Origin of the sequence: Rhodococcus sp. NPDC080181, from assembly GCF_040702225.1 — a bacterium.
In the GTDB taxonomy this organism is placed as follows: domain Bacteria; phylum Actinomycetota; class Actinomycetes; order Mycobacteriales; family Mycobacteriaceae; genus Rhodococcoides; species Rhodococcoides fascians.
In genome coordinates this window covers 243,196-261,721 of the sequence record NZ_JBFBKN010000007.1, presented here as the reverse complement: position 1 = coordinate 261,721, position 18,526 = coordinate 243,196, and the positions used below count along the sequence as shown (strand labels likewise).

At 66.7% G+C, this 18,526-nt stretch carries 17 protein-coding genes; 13 read left to right on the top strand and 4 right to left on the bottom strand.

From position 1 onward, the window contains the following. Window positions 1-10: 10 nt before the first annotated feature. Genes AB0O58_RS11580 through AB0O58_RS11570 form a run of 3 tightly spaced genes read right to left on the bottom strand, consistent with a single transcriptional unit; the run spans window position 11 to window position 3,633 of the window. Complete coding sequence (locus tag AB0O58_RS11580) at window positions 11-1,258, bottom strand: glycosyltransferase family 4 protein (RefSeq protein ID WP_032372654.1); 1,248 nt, start codon at window positions 1,256-1,258, stop codon at window positions 11-13. Continuing rightward, the gene (locus AB0O58_RS11575) at window positions 1,259-2,770 is read right to left on the bottom strand and encodes a glycoside hydrolase family 57 protein (protein WP_052061558.1); all 1,512 of its coding nucleotides are present in this window, start codon (window positions 2,768-2,770) and stop codon (window positions 1,259-1,261) included. Window positions 2,771-2,793: 23 nt separating this feature from the next. Beyond that, window positions 2,794-3,633 (bottom strand): class I SAM-dependent methyltransferase, encoded by an 840-nt coding sequence (locus AB0O58_RS11570; protein ID WP_032366359.1) that lies wholly within the window; start codon window positions 3,631-3,633, stop codon window positions 2,794-2,796. 173 nt (window positions 3,634-3,806) lie between these two features. On the opposite strand from AB0O58_RS11570, the gene AB0O58_RS11565 reads away from it, so the two are divergent. From AB0O58_RS11565 to ligA, 10 genes are all read left to right on the top strand, one after another. Further along, window positions 3,807-4,607, top strand: coding sequence for an electron transfer flavoprotein subunit beta/FixA family protein (locus AB0O58_RS11565; RefSeq protein WP_366238196.1), 801 nt, complete (start codon window positions 3,807-3,809; stop codon window positions 4,605-4,607). Window positions 4,608-4,650: 43 nt separating this feature from the next. Continuing rightward, window positions 4,651-5,607, top strand: a complete 957-nt coding sequence (locus AB0O58_RS11560) for an electron transfer flavoprotein subunit alpha/FixB family protein (RefSeq protein WP_027496625.1) — start codon at window positions 4,651-4,653, stop codon at window positions 5,605-5,607. Between the two features lie 153 nt (window positions 5,608-5,760). Next, the gene (locus tag AB0O58_RS11555) at window positions 5,761-6,579 is read left to right on the top strand and encodes a GNAT family N-acyltransferase (protein WP_287451587.1); all 819 of its coding nucleotides are present in this window, start codon (window positions 5,761-5,763) and stop codon (window positions 6,577-6,579) included. Further along, entirely contained in the window at window positions 6,576-7,505 is a 930-nt protein-coding gene (locus AB0O58_RS11550) for a lysophospholipid acyltransferase family protein (protein ID WP_080731205.1), read from the top strand. Before AB0O58_RS11555 ends, AB0O58_RS11550 begins: the two co-directional genes overlap by 4 nt. Before the next feature lie 82 nt (window positions 7,506-7,587). Beyond that, window positions 7,588-8,826 carry a cysteine desulfurase family protein gene (locus tag AB0O58_RS11545; RefSeq protein ID WP_094653032.1) on the top strand — a complete coding sequence of 413 codons (1,239 nt, stop codon included), beginning with the start codon at window positions 7,588-7,590 and terminating at the stop codon, window positions 8,824-8,826. Beyond that, entirely contained in the window at window positions 8,826-9,914 is a 1,089-nt protein-coding gene (gene mnmA, locus AB0O58_RS11540) for a tRNA 2-thiouridine(34) synthase MnmA (protein ID WP_048318234.1), read from the top strand. The genes AB0O58_RS11545 and mnmA overlap by 1 nt, the downstream gene beginning before the upstream one ends. Beyond that, on the top strand, window positions 9,911-10,930 hold the full coding sequence (locus AB0O58_RS11535; RefSeq protein WP_032407036.1) for a methionine synthase: 1,020 nt from the start codon (window positions 9,911-9,913) through the stop codon (window positions 10,928-10,930). The genes mnmA and AB0O58_RS11535 overlap by 4 nt, the downstream gene beginning before the upstream one ends. A 155-nt stretch (window positions 10,931-11,085) precedes the next feature. Further along, complete coding sequence (locus AB0O58_RS11530; protein WP_366238195.1) at window positions 11,086-12,273, top strand: GGDEF domain-containing protein; 1,188 nt, start codon at window positions 11,086-11,088, stop codon at window positions 12,271-12,273. A gap of 25 nt (window positions 12,274-12,298) precedes the next feature. Continuing rightward, entirely contained in the window at window positions 12,299-12,481 is a 183-nt protein-coding gene (locus tag AB0O58_RS11525) for a hypothetical protein (RefSeq protein ID WP_027496631.1), read from the top strand. Between the two features lie 24 nt (window positions 12,482-12,505). Next, window positions 12,506-14,686, top strand: coding sequence for an NAD-dependent DNA ligase LigA (gene ligA, locus AB0O58_RS11520; protein ID WP_283550109.1), 2,181 nt, complete (start codon window positions 12,506-12,508; stop codon window positions 14,684-14,686). Between the two features lie 24 nt (window positions 14,687-14,710). Here ligA and AB0O58_RS11515 read toward each other — a convergent pair whose 3' ends face one another. Beyond that, window positions 14,711-15,361, bottom strand: coding sequence for an amino acid-binding protein (locus tag AB0O58_RS11515; protein ID WP_027496633.1), 651 nt, complete (start codon window positions 15,359-15,361; stop codon window positions 14,711-14,713). A gap of 292 nt (window positions 15,362-15,653) precedes the next feature. Between AB0O58_RS11515 and gatC the strand changes: the two genes are divergently transcribed. Genes gatC through AB0O58_RS11500 form a run of 3 tightly spaced genes read left to right on the top strand, consistent with a single transcriptional unit; the run spans window position 15,654 to window position 18,511 of the window. Beyond that, window positions 15,654-15,953: an Asp-tRNA(Asn)/Glu-tRNA(Gln) amidotransferase subunit GatC gene (gene gatC, locus AB0O58_RS11510; protein ID WP_027496634.1), complete on the top strand. Its 300-nt coding sequence runs from the start codon at window positions 15,654-15,656 to the stop codon at window positions 15,951-15,953. Further along, window positions 15,950-17,422 (top strand): Asp-tRNA(Asn)/Glu-tRNA(Gln) amidotransferase subunit GatA, encoded by a 1,473-nt coding sequence (gatA, locus tag AB0O58_RS11505; RefSeq protein WP_206497939.1) that lies wholly within the window; start codon window positions 15,950-15,952, stop codon window positions 17,420-17,422. The genes gatC and gatA overlap by 4 nt, the downstream gene beginning before the upstream one ends. Before the next feature lie 6 nt (window positions 17,423-17,428). After that, on the top strand, window positions 17,429-18,511 hold the full coding sequence (locus AB0O58_RS11500) for an alpha/beta hydrolase-fold protein (RefSeq protein ID WP_206497938.1): 1,083 nt from the start codon (window positions 17,429-17,431) through the stop codon (window positions 18,509-18,511). Window positions 18,512-18,526 lie beyond the last annotated feature (15 nt).

Here is an 18,526-nt window from a genome sequence, read left to right as displayed (position 1 = left end):
TCACATGGGGTCAGCTGCGATCGGGCAGGGCGCGTTCGACGATGTGCGGGCGACCCAGCGGATGGCGAACCTTGCGCTTGGCTTCGAGGTACACCCGAGCCGTCGACTCCGCGACGTGCTTCCAGTCGAAGTCGACGGTGAGACGTTCCCGAGCGGCGACGGCTCTCTCCTGCGCCGCATCGGCGTTGTCCAACACCCGCCGCACCGCCGCCGTCAGCGCGGCCACATCACCCGGCGGAAAGGACAGCCCGGTGACGCCGTCGACGATCGCCTCGCCGAGTCCGCCGGCCGTCGATGCCACCAACGGAATGCCTGCTGCCGCGGCCTCGAGGGCGATGATGCCGAAGGGTTCGTACCGGCTGGGAAGGACGATGGCGTCGGCGCCGTGCAGCCATCCGAGCAGATCGGAGTGGTTCAGGTTGCCGAGGAACGACACCGACCTGGCGACGCGGTGGGTGCGTGCCAGACCTGCCAGCCACCCGAACTGAGTGCCTTCGCCGGCGATGTGCAGCGTGGTGCCGGGGTGACTTCGTCTGACGCGTGGCAGAGCGGCTATGGCGTCCTGGATGCCCTTCTCGTATTCCAGACGACCGACGAACAGCAATTTCGCGGGCTCGGAGCGGGGCTGTCGGCGTCGGAAACTCCACGCGGATCCGTCGATGCCGTTGTGAATGACCGAGACCGTCGACTCGGCGACGTCGAACAGGGCTGTGACCTCGTCCTTCATCGACGCCGAGCACGCGATGATCGCGTCGGAATCGTTCGCGAGCCACCATTCGATCGAATGGACCTGGCGGTTGACGGTGCCCGAGATCCAGCCGCTGTGGCGTCCGGCCTCGGTGGCATGGATGGTCGAGACCAGCGGCACGTCGTAGAACTCCGCCAGAGCGATGGCCGGGTGCGCGACCAGCCAGTCGTGGGCGTGGACGACATCGGGCTGCCAGCCGTCGCCGAGGCCGGGTTTACCGAGGGCGACCCCTGCCCGCACCATGGCGTGCCCCATCGCCAGAGTCCACGCGAGCATGTCCTCTCCGAACACGAAGTGCGCCGGATCCTCGGCGACGGCGACCACCAGTACGCCGTCCTCGATGTGGTGGGAGGTGGGATGGGTGGACGCGTCGGTGCCGGTGGGTCGGCGAGAGAGAACGACGACCTCGTGCCCGCAGCGCACCAGCTCGGTCGCCAGGTGATGAACGTGGCGACCCAGCCCGCCGACCACGACGGGTGGGTACTCCCACGACACCATCAGAACTCTCATCTACGCCCCCCCTGGGCCTTCTCGGCGTGCACCGGGCAGTCTGCGTGCGTCCAGCGCCGCGAACAGTCCGTCTGCGTGATTCCATTGCCGTGCCAATTCTTCGGCTCGGGCCGGGTGCTGCTGCGCGGCAGCGATTTCACGTAGCGCATGTGCGTGGACGTGAGCTCGCTCTCGGGCGTATCCGGCCGCGGAGTCCTTGCTGACCATGAACGCCCAGTCGCTGGCCACGGCCATGAGTGTCTCACGCAGAATCTGATCGTCGACTCGATTGCGCAGTTCGGGGCCACCCGCCCGGCTTCGGACGGCACGGGAGGCGTCGACGGCATCGAGCGCGGTCCGGGACACCTCGGCGTTGAGCTTCACCAGGTCGGCGACGTCGTCGCCCGCCCACACGCGCCAGTCCTTGCCCGATCCCCAGGAAGAATCCTGCAGTTCGAGTGGGGCTCCGACGTATCCCCGTTCCCGGGCATCGTTCAGCGTTCCGACGGTGACTCCCGCGGCGGGCAGGGCGCGCATCAACTTTTCGAGCCACTGTGGCCCCTCGTGCCACCAGTGTCCGAACAGTTCGGTGTCGAACGCGGCCACCACCACGGCATCGCGGCCGATCCGCTCGGATTCGGAGATCAAGCGCCGACGCACCACGTCGACGAAGTCGGCGACGTGACGATCCACTGCTGCCGTGGCACGCTCGGGTTCGTAGGGAGCCTTGTCGTTCGAGTCGACGGTGCGGCCGGTCACCCGGGCCGGTTTGAGTCCGGTCGCGTGGTCGTAGGTGTGGAAATCCCGGTAGGCACCGTGGCCCGGGTAGCCGGACTTCGGTGACCAGACGCGGTAGCTGACCGGGAGATCGCGCCCGAACGCGACGACGTCCGAATCCCACACGGGCCGGCCGAGGGAGGTGTCGCCCCGCATGGCGGGGCCGTCGACCATGAAGTGCGAGACGCCTGCGGCCGCGTATTCGGTTTCCATACCGGGGGTGAATCCGCATTCCGGTGCCCAGATTCCGCGGGGAGTGGTGCCCCATCGGGCGGCGGCGTCGCGTAGGCCCTCGCTCAGGGAGAACCGCCGCAGTCTTTCGTCGAGCAACGGTTGGAACGGGTGCGCGAGCGGCCCACCCAGCAGTTCGACGATGCCCGTGTCGATCAGCGGACGAAGTACTGCCGAGCCGCCGTGTCGCCATCGCGTCTCGAAGCGGTCCAGAGCTGCGGCGGATGCCCGGTGTTCACGTATCGAGAGCGCGGGGTCGGTTGCCTCGTGCGCGCGTAGCTGCCAGTTTCCGAGCCAATGGTGCATGCCGGCCAGGCAATGTGGATCGTCGAGCTGGGCCGCGAGTACCGGGGTGACGCCGAGCGAGAGGACGTCGGCGTAACCGTCGTCGGCCAGCCGTTCCAGTGCCGCGGTCAGTGGGAGGTAGCAGTCGGCCCAGGACTGGTACAGCCATTCCTCGCCGACGGGCCACCTGCCGTGATTGGCCAACCAGGGCAGGTGGGAGTGCAGCACGAGGGAGAACATGCCCGGCACGGTGGCACCGGATGTCACCCGATCACCGCAGCCGAGCTCTTTCGGGCGACGGCGACCAGGTCGAGGCTGTCGTCGATTCGATCGGCCGCGATGTCGAAGTCGGCGATGGTGATCGCGGCGACGTCCTCGGCGAGTTCGGCAGGCCAGGGTTCACCGGCGAGTGCTCGTTCGATCTGTGCGTCGATGAAGGATCCGCCGTGTTTGGCGTCGAGGGCGGCCAGCGTGCTGCCGTGCCGGACTCCGGTGAGCTCGGTGACCTCGAGGCGGGCGGCGACGAGCAACTCGGTCAGTTCTGCCGCGTCGAGTTCGCGGGTGTGGAAGGGGTTGAGGGGAGTGTCGCGTCCGGGCGAGAAGGTGATGCGGTTCGGTGTGCTGATCAACAGCGTGCCGCCGGGCTCGAGGACGCGGTGCACTTCGGCCAGGAACGCTCCTTGATCCCAGAGGTGTTCGATGACCTGGAAGTTGACGACGACGCCGACCGAGGAATCCGCGAACGGAAGGCGGTCGAGATTGCCGCGCACCATCGTCACCGCGGGGTAGCGCGCGTGGACGTGCGTCGCGGCCGAGACGTCGTAGTCGAGGCCGACGACGCAGGCCGCAACCTCGGCAATCATGTTGGCTCCGTAGCCTTCTCCCGATCCGGCTTCGAGCACCGTGCGGTCGCGGCACCGCTCTGCGAGGGCACGGTAGACCACCTCGTGACGGCGGAACCAGTAGTTCTCCTCGGCGATGCCGGGCACAGTCCGCTCGCCGGTGAGGGGGAGTGGTTCCGGTGCCGGTGTCCGAGCCGATGAATCGTTCACCGACGGAAGGTTAGTGCCTCCGGCGATGAGGTAAGCCAACGTGGTCTCCATAACAGTCGGGGTGCGGATGTATGGTCGACCGGGCAGGGAGGTAAGTTACCCACCAGTAACTACGGTGGGGTAACCTCGTAGCGGAACGTAGAACTGCACCAACCGTTCGACTTGCAGCAACCGTTAGAACACTCACGATCAGCAGAACATGACCAGGAGGTCGACGCAGACCCATGACGAACATCGTTGTTTTGATCAAGCAGGTTCCAGACACATGGTCCGAGCGCAAGCTCAGCGACGGTGACTACACCCTCGATCGCGAGGCTGCAGACGCCGTTCTCGACGAGATCAACGAGCGGGCCGTCGAAGAAGCCCTGCTCATCAAGGAAGCTCAGGGCGGTGAGGTCAAGGTTCTGTCCGCAGGCCCCGATCGCGCCACCGACGCGATCCGCAAGGCTCTGTCGATGGGCGCGGACAGCGCGGTACACCTCAACGACCCGAGCCTGCACGGCTCCGACGCCATCCAGACCGGGTACGCCCTGGCTGCGGCACTGGGCAACGTCGCGTTCGAGAACGACGAGCCTGCCGATCTCATCATCGCGGGTAACGAGGCCACCGACGGCCGTACCGGCGCAGTTCCGGCGATCATCGCCGAATACCTGCAGATCCCGGCCCTGACGCAGCTGCGCAAGCTGTCGGTCGCAGACGGCAAGGTCACCGGCGAGCGCGAGACCGACGAGGGCATCTTCGGACTCGAAGCCACGCTGCCCGCCATCGTGAGCGTCACCGAGAAGATCAACGAGCCGCGGTTCCCGTCGTTCAAGGGAATCATGGCCGCCAAGAAGAAGACGGTGCAGACCATCACTCTGGCCGACATCGGTGTCGAGGACGGCATCGTCGGCGTCGACAACGCCGGAACGACGGTCACCTCGTCCACCCCCAAGCCTCCCAAGACTGCCGGCGAGCGGCTCACCGACGACGGCGACGGTGGCGACAAGATCGCCACCTACCTCGTAGGCCAGAAGATCATCTGATCCCGCCCCACCGAGCAATCGAAGACCAACGAGGAGCAAAGTCATGGCAGAAGTACTCGTGCTCGTGGAGCACGTCGAAGGAACACTGAAGAAGGTCAGCTCCGAGCTGATCACCGCGGCCCGCGCACTGGGTGAGCCGTCCGCGGTCGTCACCGGCCCGGTCGGTACCGCCGACAAGGTCGCCGACGCGTTGACCGAGGCCGGTGCCGAGAAGATCTACGTCGCCGAGTCCGACGACGTCGACGGTTTTCTCGTCACGCCGAAGGTCGACGTCCTGTCGTCCCTCGCCGAGTCGGTCTCGCCTGCGGCGATCATCACCGCAGCGACGATCGAGGGCAAGGAAGTTGCCGGCCGCCTCGCCGCCCGTCTGGGCTCGGGCTACCACAACGACGTCGTCGCGATCAACGGCGACGGCAGTGCCGTCTACTCCATCTTCGGTGGTGCGTTCACCGTCGAGGCCAAGGCCAACGGCGACGTCCCCGTCCTCTCGCTGCGCCCCGGCGCAGTCGAGGCAGAGCCGAAGGCCGGAGCGGGAACCCGCGAGACCGTCGAGGTCCCGGCGCAGGAAGAGGGCACCGTCAAGGTCACCTCGCGTGACCCGATCGTCGGCGGCGACCGTCCGGAACTGACCGAAGCAACGGTCGTCGTCTCCGGTGGCCGTGGCGTCGGCAGCGCCGACAAGTTCACCGTCGTCGAGGATCTGGCAGATTCGCTGGGTGCCGCGGTGGGTGCCTCGCGTGCCGCCGTGGACTCCGGTTACTACCCGGGCCAGTTCCAGGTGGGCCAGACGGGCAAGACCGTCTCCCCGCAGCTGTACGTTGCACTCGGCATTTCCGGAGCCATCCAGCACCGTGCCGGCATGCAGACCTCGAAGACCATCGTCGCGGTGAACAAGGACGAGGAAGCACCCATCTTCGAGATCGCCGACTACGGCATCGTCGGTGACCTGTTCAACGTCGCGCCTCAGCTGACCGAGGCCGTCAAGAAGCACAAGGGATAGCCTCTCGGCGAAAATCTCTGCTCGACGGGCCCTCATCGCGATTGCGGTGGGGGCCCGTCGCGTTTCGACGGGCGCAATCGTGTTCATGCAAACTCTTCCGACACTTCTCCTCGGCGATGCCCGGTAGTCTTCCCCACTCGTTAGACACACCTCATGACCACTTCCGTCATGAGCTCGACTGCATCGATCGTCCCGGCCACCGACCGCTATTCGCTCGTGTTGTCCACCGACCCCGAACACCGACTCGCGGCGCAGCGCCTGCGCTACGACGTGTTCGCCTCCGAGCCCGGCTTTGCCATACCCACCGACACGGACGGTCTGGACGCCGACCGGTTCGACGATTTCTGCGACCACCTTCTCGTTCGCGACCAGTGGACCGACACGTTCGTCGGTTGCTATCGCATGTTGCCGCCGCAGGCCGCGGTGTCGGCAGGCGGCTATTACACCGCAACCGAATTCGACATCTCCGCGCTCGATCCTGTCGGAACGAACATCGTCGAAATGGGCAGGGCTGCTGTGCATCCCGACCACCGATCGGGGTCGGTCCTCGGCCTGATGTGGGCGGGAATCCTGCACTACCTCGACGTGACGGGATACGAGTGGGTGATGGGTTGCGTGTCGGTTCCGATGCAATCGGCTCCCGGGGAAGCGGTCGGGGCCAACGTGCGTGGTGTTCGCGACCGGCTGTTGGATCGACACGCGACAGCGGTCGACAGGCGGGTCGTGCCCTACAACCCCGTGGTCGTCGACGGCGTCGATCTCCTCGACATTCCGGCGGCGAAGCGAACGTCCATGCCGCCGTTGATGAATGGTTACCTCCGGCTCGGTGCCTCCATCTGCGGTGAGCCCGCCCACGACCCGGAATTCGGAGTGGCGGATTTCGTCGCGCTCCTCGGCCTGCACGAGGCCAACACCAGGTATCTGGACCGTCTTCGTTCTGCAGCAACGACATTCGAGTCGGGTGCCCGATGACGCAACCCCTGGTTCGCGCACACGCCTGGATGCCGTCCTCGCCGTGCAGTGACGGGTGTCTGCCGAAGAATCCGCCCACGGTGCGTCGAATCGTCCTCGTTCTGCGCATCGCTGCGGCAATCGCGGCCTTCGCGCTGTTGCCGCTGTTGGTCGTCCTGGGGGTGCCCTTTCCCCGGGTTCGGCACGCGTTGACGCGGCTGGGCGCTCGGATGCTGCTATCGGCCATCGGCATCGATCTCACCGTGCTCGATACACGCTCGGAGCGAGAGCGGTCGCGTACGGCAGGTGGTGCCCTGCACGTCTCCGGACACATTTCGTGGACCGACGTCGTCGTCCTCACGGCAGTGCGCCCGTCGACGTTCGTTGCGCGAGCCGATCTGGTGGACTGGCCGCTGCTCGGGCGACTGGCCCGGGCGATGAAGGTGCTCCCCATCGATCGCGCACGACTGCGTGAGCTCCCGGCCGTTGTCGACCAGGTTGCCGACCGAATCCGCGCGGGCGCTTCGGTCGTGGTGTTCCCCGAGGCCACCACCTGGTGTGGGTTGGCCTACGGATCGCTTCGCCCGGCTCTGTTGCAGGCTGCCATCGATTCCGAGACGTGGGTGCAGCCCATCCGGCTGCGCTATCTCGATCGACACGGCGAACCGACCACCGCGACGTGCTTCGTCGGAGACGAGACGATCGGAGCGTCGATCGGCCGCATCTTCCGGCTCGCCGGACTGCGCGCCGAGGTCGAGTTCACCGCCCCGGAAGCGCCCGGCGGCGATCGACACGACCTCGCGCGGCGCTGCGAGGTGGCGATTCGACGCGACGACGGAGTGGAGCCTGCGGAACGACCCCGGAAGGACGTCTACGACCCGACGGTGCACGAAGTGATGGCCGAAGCCGAGCGAAGCCCCAGCGCGCCGACGGTTGCAGCCGCCTGATTCGCAGCTGACCCGGGCGACCGTGGACCCACCTCGCGCAGGTAGGTCCGCGGTCGCTCGACCGGGTATCGTCGAGCGCGTTATGCCTTCTGTGCGCAGTACGCCTGCCCCCACCCCGCCGCAGCCATCGGTGTACCTCGATCACGCCGCGACCACTCCCATGTTGCCGTGTGCGATCGAGGCGATGAACTCCGTGTTCGGCACCGTCGGGAACGCATCGTCGCTGCACACCTCGGGCCGGTCCGCCCGTCGCCGGGTCGAGGAATCTCGCGAGTCGATCGCCGCGGACCTCGGTGCGCGCCCGTCCGAGGTGATCTTCACCTCCGGTGGTACCGAAAGCGACAATCTCGCCGTCAAGGGCATCTTTTCGGCCCGTCGAGACTCGAACGCCGCACTGACCAGGATCATCGCCAGCTCGGTGGAGCATCACGCCGTGCTCGACGCGGTGGAGTGGCTCGTCGCGCACGAAGGGGCGAGTGTCACCTGGCTCCCGGTCGACGACGAGGGCCGGGTCACCCCCGATGTGCTGCGCGCCGAGCTGGCTCTGCACGCAGACGAGACCGCGCTGGTGACGGTCATGTGGGCCAACAACGAGATCGGCACCGTCATGCCGATCGCCGAACTCGCATCGGTGGCCGCGGAGTACGGCGTTCCGATGCACAGCGACGCAGTGCAGGCCGTACCGCACCTACCAGTGGGATTCGCCGACAGCGGTCTTTCCGCCCTGAGTATCGCTGCGCACAAGTTCGGGGGCCCGCAGGGCGTCGGAGCCCTGTTGCTGGGCCGTCAGGTCCCGTGCGTGCCGCTGTTCCACGGTGGTGGTCACGAACGTGACGTCCGGTCCGGCACGCCCGACACGGCCGGCGTCGTCGCGATGGCGGCCGCACTGCGATCGACGGTGCAGAACCTGTCGCTGCACGGGGAACGAACTCGCGCGTTGCGTGATCGACTCATCACCGGGGTTCGCGAGGTGGTGCCCGACGCCATCCTCAACGGCCCGGAGGGCGACGGGCGGCTCGCCGGAAACGTGCACTTCACCTTCCCCGGGTGCGAGGGGGATTCGCTGTTGATGCTTCTCGACGCCGCGGGCATAGAATGTTCGACGGGATCCGCCTGCACGGCGGGTGTGGCGAGCGCGAGCCATGTTCTGATCGCGCTCGGGTGCGATCCGGGCGTGGCCCGCGGATCCCTTCGGTTCTCTTTGGGAACCGGCTCGTCCGATTCGGACATCACCACTGTGCTTGCGGCCCTGCCGCAGGTCGTCGAACGTGCTCGTGCCGCCGGACTTGCTGGCGTCGGAGCTCGAGGAGGAAATCGCTGATGCGTGTTCTTGCTGCCATGAGCGGGGGAGTCGACTCCGCAGTCGCCGCGGCTCGAGCCGTCGACGAGGGGCACGACGTCGTGGGCGTTCACCTGGCGCTGTCCACCGCTCCCGGGGCGCTGCGGACCGGCTCTCGCGGGTGCTGCTCGAAAGAAGACGCCGGGGATGCACGCCGAGCTGCCGACGTCCTCGGAATACCGTTCTACGTCTGGGACTTCGCGGATCGGTTCAAAGAAGACGTCATCGACGACTTCGTCGCCTCGTACGCCGCGGGGGAGACTCCCAACCCGTGCCTGCGGTGCAACGAGAAGATCAAGTTCTCCGCGCTCGCGGACCGCGCGTTGGCACTGGGCTTCGACGCCGTCGCGACCGGGCACTACGCGCAACTGCACGACGGAGTTCTGCGGCGTGCGGTGGACGCCGACAAGGATCAGTCCTACGTGCTGGCCGTCCTGAACCGAGGACAGCTTTCGCGTGCGATGTTCCCCATCGGCGACACCCCCAAGTCCGAGATTCGCGAGGAAGCAGCCGAGCGGGGTCTCGCCGTCGCCGACAAGCCGGACAGTCACGACATCTGCTTCATTCCCTCGGGCGACACCCGGGCCTTCCTCGGCGCACACATCGGTGTTCGTCCCGGCAAGGTCGTCGACTCCGAGACCGGAGTCGAGTTGGCGGACCACGACGGTGTGCACGGCTTCACCATCGGCCAGCGTAAGGGTCTCGGGGTGGAAGGACCGGCCGTGGACGGCCGTCCGCGCTACGTCACCTCGATCGAACCGGACACCGGCACCGTCATGGTCGGTTCGGCGCAGAAGCTGGACGTCTGGTCCATCACCGGAGACCGCGCAGTGTGGACCGAGGGCACCGCGCCCACCGGGCCCATCGAATGCGTCGTACAGGTTCGGGCGCACGGCGGGCTGACCGACGCGGTTGCCGAGGCCGTCGGCGACGGGATGGAGATCCAGCTCCGGGCACCCTTGACCGGTGTCGCCAAAGGGCAGGCAGCGGTGTTGTACCGCAAGGACATTCACGGTGACATCGTGATCGGCAGCTCGACCATCTCGGGCACCCGATCCGAGCGCGAGTGACCCCGAGCACGTTCGGAGGGCTGGCGACCGGCATAGGTTCGTGGCCCGGCACCGACGTTCGTGAGGCCGTCGCCATCGTCCTCGGCGAGCTGGGTGAACTGCCACACGTGGTCGAACTGCCAGGGCGCGGGCTCGGTGCCGACATGATCGGCCGCACCGGAGCCATCATGGTCGACGTCGAACTCGACGTCCGGACGTCGGGCTACCGCGTCGTACCGCGTCCGATGCTGGCCGGTCGCCGTGCGACCGACTTTCTCACCGAGGATCTGGACGTGCTCGAGGAACTGTGGGAGGTTGCGGGACTACGCGGTGCCGGCCGGACCATCAAGGTGCAGGCTGCAGGACCGTTCACCATGGCCGCGCAGGTCGAATTGCGGCACGGACACCGCGCGCTGACCGACCGCGGCGCTCTACGGCACTTCGCGGAATCCCTCGGCGAAGGGCTGCGCCTGCACTGCGCAGAAGTGGCACGCAGACTCTCGGCGAACGTGGTGGTCCAACTCGACGAACCCAGTCTCGCCGCCGTTCTCGCGGGCAGTCTGACCGGGATCACCGGTATCGACTCGGTGCGCGCGATCCCGGAACCGGAGGTTCTGGACCTGCTCGACTCACTGATCGACACCATCGCGTTACCGGTCGCTGTGCACTGCTGTGACGGGGGAGCTCCCGTCGATCTGCTGCGCCGAACCCGAGCCGTCGCGGTGGCCGTGGATGCACACGAGCTGCGCCGAACCGACCTCGATGCGCTGGGAGAGCTGCTCCAGGCCGGCAAGACCCTCGTACTGGGATCGGTGCCGTCGGCAACCCCGGACCGACCACACTTGTGGCGCGAGTGCGCCGAGCCCGGTGTGAAGTTGGTCGACAGCCTCGGCTTCGATCGTTCGATACTCGCTTCGCAGGTGTCGGTGACGCCGTCCTGCGGCTTGGCCGGAAGCACGCCCGAGTGGGCTCGTCGAGCAACGGCTCTCACCCACGAGGTTGTCGCGGCTTATCGGGACGCACCCGAATCGTTGTGACCACGGACCGGGACATTGTGACGAAACACAGTGTGCCGAGTCGGAATGCCTGGAGCGTCCTGCGGCTCCGTCCCGGGTCGTTCGGGACGTACAACAGGTGTGACATCATTCACACGGCCGTCGGGGGTCTGCTTTGAATCGGTGGGAGTTCGTACATGGCATCAGGTGGTCGCGGCTTCGATGAAGTCGCCTCCCTCCGACGTTCCGGCCGGCATCGACGCGGAGTTCTGGCCAAACTCGCCGCCGCCACGTCGGATTGGTACCGGGCTCCGCACGACTTCGAATGGATCCTCAACCACCGGTCCACTCGTCCACTGACGGGAATCATCCGGGTCGTCTTCGGCACCGCCGTCCTGATGTATGCCCTCACGTCGATTCTCATGTTGTTCAGCGATCTCGGCCCCACCGGCTCGCCGGCAATCGGGTGGGTCTTCTTCGTCCTGTTCATGCAGGTACTCGTTGCCGCACGGTGCGTGTTCGGCCCGATCCCCGGGAAGAAGTTCTTCGTCGGGTTCCTGGCGTTCGGCGACATTCTGACCACCTCGGTGCTGGTGTTGTACGCGCCGGTCGCGTCCCTGATCGGAACGGTGCTGTTCGCCGTCACCGGAGCGTTCTGTACGTATTTCCTCAGCCCTCGATTGCTCGTCGCCCACCTGGTGTGGACGGCGACGTTCATCATCGGCTTCGGTATTCGCACGTTCCTCGCTGTGATGGACGGCGAGGTGGTTGCCGTCGACGGACCGGCGGTCGCGACGGCGACGGTGGTGCTGTTGCTGGCAACGGTGGCGGTACCGGTGTTCGCGCAGGTGGCGTGGACGACGTTGTCCAACGACGCCAAGCGGTCGGTACTCGACCCTCTGACCGGGGTGTACAACCGCCGCGGTATCGACAGTGAACTGCTCGACCTGTGGCAGCTCGCGAACAAACGCGGACTGTCGATGGCGTTCCTGGTGGTCGACATCGACAAGTTCAAGGCCGTCAACGACCGCTACGGCCACAGCCGGGGCGACGAGGTCATCGTCCGGGTCGCGGATCGGCTGCGCAGACTGGCCCGCCACCACGGCGGAGTGCTCACGCGAACCGGTGGCGAAGAATTTCTGCTGGCCGTCGTCGGACATGCGCAGAGCACCGTCGACCTCGGCGTCGATGTGGTCCGCGTGCTGTGCGACCACCGGGACGACATTCCGATCACGGCGAGCGTCGGTATGGCACTGCTGCGTGAGGACTCCGCGCTGTGGGACGTGGGCACCTCCGTCGTGGGACGAGCGGCTCGCACGGCGGACGCGGCGATGTACCGGTCCAAGCAGTCCGGCGGGAACAGTGTGGTCGTCGACGAGATCTGACACGGGGATCTGCGATGATCGAGACATGTATCGACTCTCGGACGCCCAGCGGCGCGGTCTGCCCGCCGGTGTCCTGCTCTCGGTGATGGCCTCCGTCCTCGGCGGTATCTACTCCGACGACTTCCTGACCGGATTCGCGCTGACTGCCGGAATCTGCGCGGTGGCGTTGATCGCCGCCACCCTGCTGCTGGGCCTGATGGGCAGATAGCCTTCCGGACGCAGGATCGTTTCGATGTCGGTGCCGTCGGATAATCTTCGTCACGTGCCTGAGCCGACCGAACTGCCTGCAGGAACCGACGATGCCGCCGAGGCTGCCGGAGTCGAACTCGATCCTGCCACCCCTGCCGACCGCGAGCGGTGGCAGACACTGGTCGAGGAAGTACGTGGACATCAATTTCGCTACTACGTACGTGATTCGCCCATCGTCTCGGACGGTGAATTCGATGCCCTGCTGCGCGAACTGAACGATCTCGAACAAGCCCACCCGGACCTGCGCACGGCCGACTCACCGACCCAACTCGTGGGCGGTGGTTTCGCGACGGAGTTCACCGCCGTCGACCATCTGGAACGAATGCTGAGCTTGGACAACGTGTTCGATCACGACGAGCTCCGCGCGTGGGCCAAGCGGGTCGAGACCGAGGCCGGTCCGGATCTGCACTACCTGTGCGAAGTCAAGATCGACGGTGTGGCGTTGAACCTGGTGTACGAGAACGGAACTCTCGTGCGCGGTGCGACCCGAGGTGACGGGCGGACCGGCGAGGACGTCACGCTCAATGCTCGGACGATCGATGACATCCCCGATACCTTGACCGGCAGCGCCGAATATCCGATCCCGGAGCTGCTCGAGGTGCGCGGTGAGGTGTTCTTCCGGCTCGAGGACTTCCAAGCACTCAACGCGGCGCTCGTCGAGGAGGGCAAACCCCCGTTCGCCAATCCGCGGAACTCGGCGGCGGGCTCGCTTCGTCAGAAGAACCCGGCCGTGACCTCGAAACGGCGTCTCGGCATGATCTGTCACGGCTTCGGACGGATGGTCGGGTTCACCCCCGATTCGCAATGGCACGCCTACGAGGCTCTGCAGGCGTGGGGTCTGCCGATCTCCACCCACACGACGCGCGTGCAGGGCATCGACGCCGTCGTCGAGAAGGTCGAGTACTGGGACAAGCACCGCCACGACGTCGAGCACGAGATCGACGGCCTGGTGGTCAAGATCGACGAGATGTCGTTGCACCGTCGGCTCGGAACGACGTCGCGAGCACCGCGGTGGGCCATCGCGTACAAGTACCCACCCGAGGAAGTCACCACCACCCTGCTGGACATTCGCGTCAGCGTCGGCCGAACCGGTCGAGTGACTCCGTTCGCGTACATGACGCCGGTGCTCGTCGCGGGGTCCACGGTGTCTCTCGCGACCCTGCACAACGCGTCGGAGGTCAAGCGCAAGGGCGTTCTGATCGGTGACACCGTCACGATTCGCAAAGCGGGAGAGGTCATTCCGGAGGTGCTCGGCCCGGTCGTCGACGCCAGGACCGGCGACGAGACCGAATTCGTCATGCCCACCGAATGCCCGGAATGCTCGACGCCGTTGGCACCCGCGAAGGACGGCGACGCGGACCTGCGCTGCCCCAATTCGCAGTTCTGCCCGGCGCAACGCCGTGAGCGTGTGTTCTTCGTGGCCGAACGGCAGCGTTTCGACATCGAGGGTCTCGGATACGAAGCGGCGACGGATCTTCTGGCCACCGGTGCGATCGAGGACGAGGGCGATTTGTTCTCGCTCACCGAAGAAGACCTGATGAAGACGGCGATCTTCCGCACGAAATCGGGCGCATTGTCGGCCACCGGTCGCAAACTGCTCGACAATCTGTCCTCCGCCAAGAATCAGCCTCTGTGGCGAGTGCTGGTGAGCCTGTCCATTCGCCACGTCGGCCCCTCCGCCGCACGAGCCCTCGCCGGAGAATTCGGCAGCCTCGAGCGCATCGAAGCAGCGTCCGTCGAGGAGTTGTCGGCGGTGGACGGGGTGGGCGGCACCATCGCGGCTGCTGTGTCCGAATGGTTCGAGGTCGACTGGCACCGGGCCATCGTGGAGAAGTGGCGGAATGCCGGTGTGCGGATGGAGGACGAGCGAGACGCCTCCATCGAGCGCAATCTGGAAGGCCTGTCGATCGTCGTCACCGGTTCGCTCGAGTCCTACTCGCGCGACGAGGCCAAAGAGGCGATCTTGCTGCGGGGCGGAAAGGCCGCCGGTTCGGTTTCGAAGAAGACGGCGTTCGTCGTCGTCGGTGAATCGCCCGGTTCGAAGCACGACAAGGCCGTCGAGCTCGGCGTACCGGTCCTGGACGAGGCAGGGTTCACGCGTCTGTTGACCGAAGGCCCGGACGCAGTGTCGGAGCCGACGACGGACACCGACGCGTCGCAGTAGGGGAGACCGGGCGAGTTCCGGTGATCAGGTAAGGACGGTTGCGACGATCCCGGCGAGGTAACCGAGTCGGGCTACCTCCGACGGCCTGAACTCGGGCCCTCCCGGCCGGCCGAGCATCAGCACGGTGCCGGTGGTGCCGAGGGGAGCGGCAGCGATCTTGGTGTCCATGTCCCGCCACACCTGAGGTACCCAGTCTGCGTCGGAGTCGAGTGCGGCGGGAGAGGTCAACGGGAACCAGGGCAGTTCGGCGGCGTGTGTTTCGGGTGCGCCCGGGCTACCGACCAGGCGGAACGGACCGTGCGCGTTGGTGGCCACCACGGTGCTCCAGCCCACGCGCAGAACGCGGGGAGCGCCGTCGACCAGAACTTGCAGACGGTCGTCGGATGCCGCTGCGACCCGGTCGATCAGTTCCAGTTCGCGATGGGTGTCGAGAACGCCGGTGTACGGGCGGATCGAGTCGACGCGGACGTCGGTGAGGTTCTCGGCTGCAGTGATCAGTGTGTCGGGAAGCGAACCGGGCGCAACGTCGACCACCAGGTCGTCGACCGCGTAGCCGTCGCCGCGTTCGATGACGTCGAGCGAGAGGATGTCCGCTCCGACCGAGCCGAGGGCCACGGCCAGCGATCCGAGGCTGCCCGGCCGGTCGGGCAGCTGCACGCGGAGCAGGTAGGACATGGCACGCTCCCTTTCGACGTCTGGCGTAGTTCAGGGAACACTGTGCACCCCCGGCGCGAGCAATCTTTGCATCTTCGACCTGGCCGGCTCGACACGCAACGCGGGACGTGACAATTCTGACACTCGTGCGGGCGAGATCGGCGGCCGATCGAGACCGCTGACCGGGAGTGAGGTCGGCGAAACGGTGCGCACTAGGCTGGACCGCGTTCGCGGACCTGTGCGGTTCGCTCTGCGCAAATACGGGGCCGGTTCCTGCAGGCCCCACTCCTACTGTGTGAAAGGGGTCTACGCGGTGCCCGATATCTCCCGCGACGAGGTCGCTCACCTCGCCCGGCTGTCGCGCTTGGCTCTCAGCGACGCCGAACTCGACGAGTTCGCCGGCCAGTTGGATTCGATCCTCCATCACGTCAAGACCGTCGCCGAGGTGGCGACGGACGACGTTGCGCCGACAGCCAACCCCAGCGACATCGTCAATGTGACGCGTCCCGACGTGATCGTTCCCGGTCTGACGCCGGAGCAGTCGCTGTCCGGAGCACCGAATGCCGAGGAGGGCCGTTTCGCGGTGCCGCAGATTCTGGGAGAGAGCGAATGACCGACCTGACCAAGCTCGACGCGTCCGAGCTCGCCGACCGTATCCACTCGCGTGACGTCAGTGCGGTGGAGGTGACCCGGGCACATCTGGATCGGATTGCCGAGGTCGACGGCGACCTTCACGCTTTTCTGCATGTGGCGAGCGCGCAGGCGCTGGCCGCGGCCAACGACGTCGACGCCGGGCTGGCCGCGGGCTCGGCACCGGCCTCACCGCTCGCCGGGGTGCCGTTGGCGCTCAAGGACGTGTTCACCACCACCGACATGCCGACCACCGCCGGCTCGAAGATTCTCGACGGGTGGGTGTCGCCGTACGACGCGACGCTGACCTCGAAGCTGCGAGCCGCGGGCATTCCGGTTCTCGGCAAGACCAACATGGACGAGTTCGCGATGGGCTCCTCGACCGAGAACTCCGCGTACGGACCGACCAAGAACCCCTGGGACACCACCCGGATTCCGGGCGGCTCGGGAGGCGGAAGCGCGGCTGCGCTCGCCTCGTTCCAGGCACCGTTGGCCATCGGCACCGACACCGGTGGATCCATCCGGCAGCCCGCGGCACTGACCGGCACCGTGGGAACCAAGCCGACGTACGGCAGCGTCTCGCGGTACGGACTCATCGCCTGCGCCTCCTCGCTGGATCAGGGTGGACCCTGTGGTCGTACGGTGCTCGACACCGCGTTGCTGCACGAGGTCATCGCGGGTTACGACCCGCGGGATTCCACGTCGGTCGACACCCCGGTTCGTCCCGTCGTCGAGGCGGCCCGAGAGGGCGCTCGCGGCGACCTGACCGGAGTGAAGGTGGGTGTGGTCAAGGAGTTGCACTCGGACAACTATCAGTCCGGTGTCATCTCGTCCTTCGACGCCGCCGTGGCCGCATTGACCTCACTCGGTGCCGAGGTGGTCGAGGTGTCGTGCCCCAACTTCGTCCACGCATTGGCTGCGTACTACCTGATTCTCCCGTCCGAGGTGTCGTCCAACCTGGCTCGGTTCGACGGAATGCGGTACGGCCTGCGTGCGGGCGACGACGGCCACCACAGCGCCGAGTCGGTCATGGCCACCACCCGCGCTCAGGGGTTCGGGCCGGAGGTCAAGCGCCGCATCATGATCGGCACCTACGCGCTGTCGGCCGGTTACTACGACGCGTACTACGGGTCGGCCCTGAAGGTCCGCACCTTGATCGCGCAGGATTTCGACGCGGCATACGAGAAGGTGGATGTGCTCGTATCGCCGACGACCCCGACGACGGCATTCCCGTTGGGCGACAAAGTCGACGACCCGATGGCGATGTATCTCAACGATCTGTGCACCCTGCCCACCAACCTCGCCGGCCACTGCGCGATGTCGGTGCCGTCCGGTCTGGCGTCCGAGGACGGTCTGCCGGTGGGTCTGCAGATCATGGCTCCCGCGTTCGCAGACGAGCGGCTCTACCGCGTCGGCGCTGCGTACGAGGTTGCCCGCGGCGATCTGCGGTAGTTCGAGGTGTTGCATCGGTGGGCCGCCCGGTTGGCGCATCTGCCCTTGCTCGGTGGAGCGGTCCCGGTCATCGGATTGGCGGCGGCCACGGTGCTGGCGATCGTGGCCGCCGGTGCGATCGTGGTTCGCATCCGCCGTGGCCGTCCGCTCGGCTCGCCCGTCGGTGGGCTGAGCGCACTGGGCCTGGCAGCGGCGCTCCTGGTGGCGACCGCCGTACTGACCAACCTGACGGTGACCCGGTACCCCACGGCCGCGTCGGCACTCGGGCGTGCGCCGGTCGTGCACGTCGAAGGACACGGCCGGTTGTTCGACGTGGAGGTGCCCGGCACGGTGTCGCAGTTCCGTGCTCGTCCGGCGACGGTCTATCTCCCGGCCGCGTACGACGACGGAGCGGACGACCTCCCGGTACTGGTGTTGCTCACCGGACAGCCCGGCCACGTGGTCGACTGGATCGAAGGTGGTCGACTACCGCAGACGATGGACGCGTTCGCGGCACGGCACGGCGGCGTCGCCCCGGTTGTCGTCGTCGCCGACGGACTGGGGGACACCGAAGCCAACCCGATGTGCATGGATTCGGACCTCGGTAATGCTGCGACGTATCTGACAGTCGATGTCCCGCAGTGGGTTCGGTCGAACCTCCACGTGTCCTCGGACCCGCGATCCTGGGCGGTCGGCGGGTACTCCTACGGCGGAACCTGCGCCCTTCAGCTCGCGACGATGGACCCGTCGGCGTACCCCACATTTCTCGACATCTCCGGTGAGGACGAACAACGTCGTGGCACCAGAGCGGAGTCGGTCCTTGCTGCGTACGGGGCGGACACACCGGCCGACGAGGATCGGTTCGATCGTTCTACGCCGCTGAACGTGCTCTCCCGCAACAGCTTTCCCGACTCTGCCGGTGCCTTCGTCGTCGGAGCCGACGACGAGGAGTTCAGGCCGCAGACCGAGCGGTCCTACCGGGCAGCCGCCGCCGCGGGCATGGATGTGCACTACAGCGAGCTGCCGGGAGGACACTCGATGCAGGTCTGGGCTCCGGCGCTCGATCAGGAGATGGACTGGCTCGGCAATCGGCTCGGTCTGCTCGGCTGACGGACCAGCACTCCC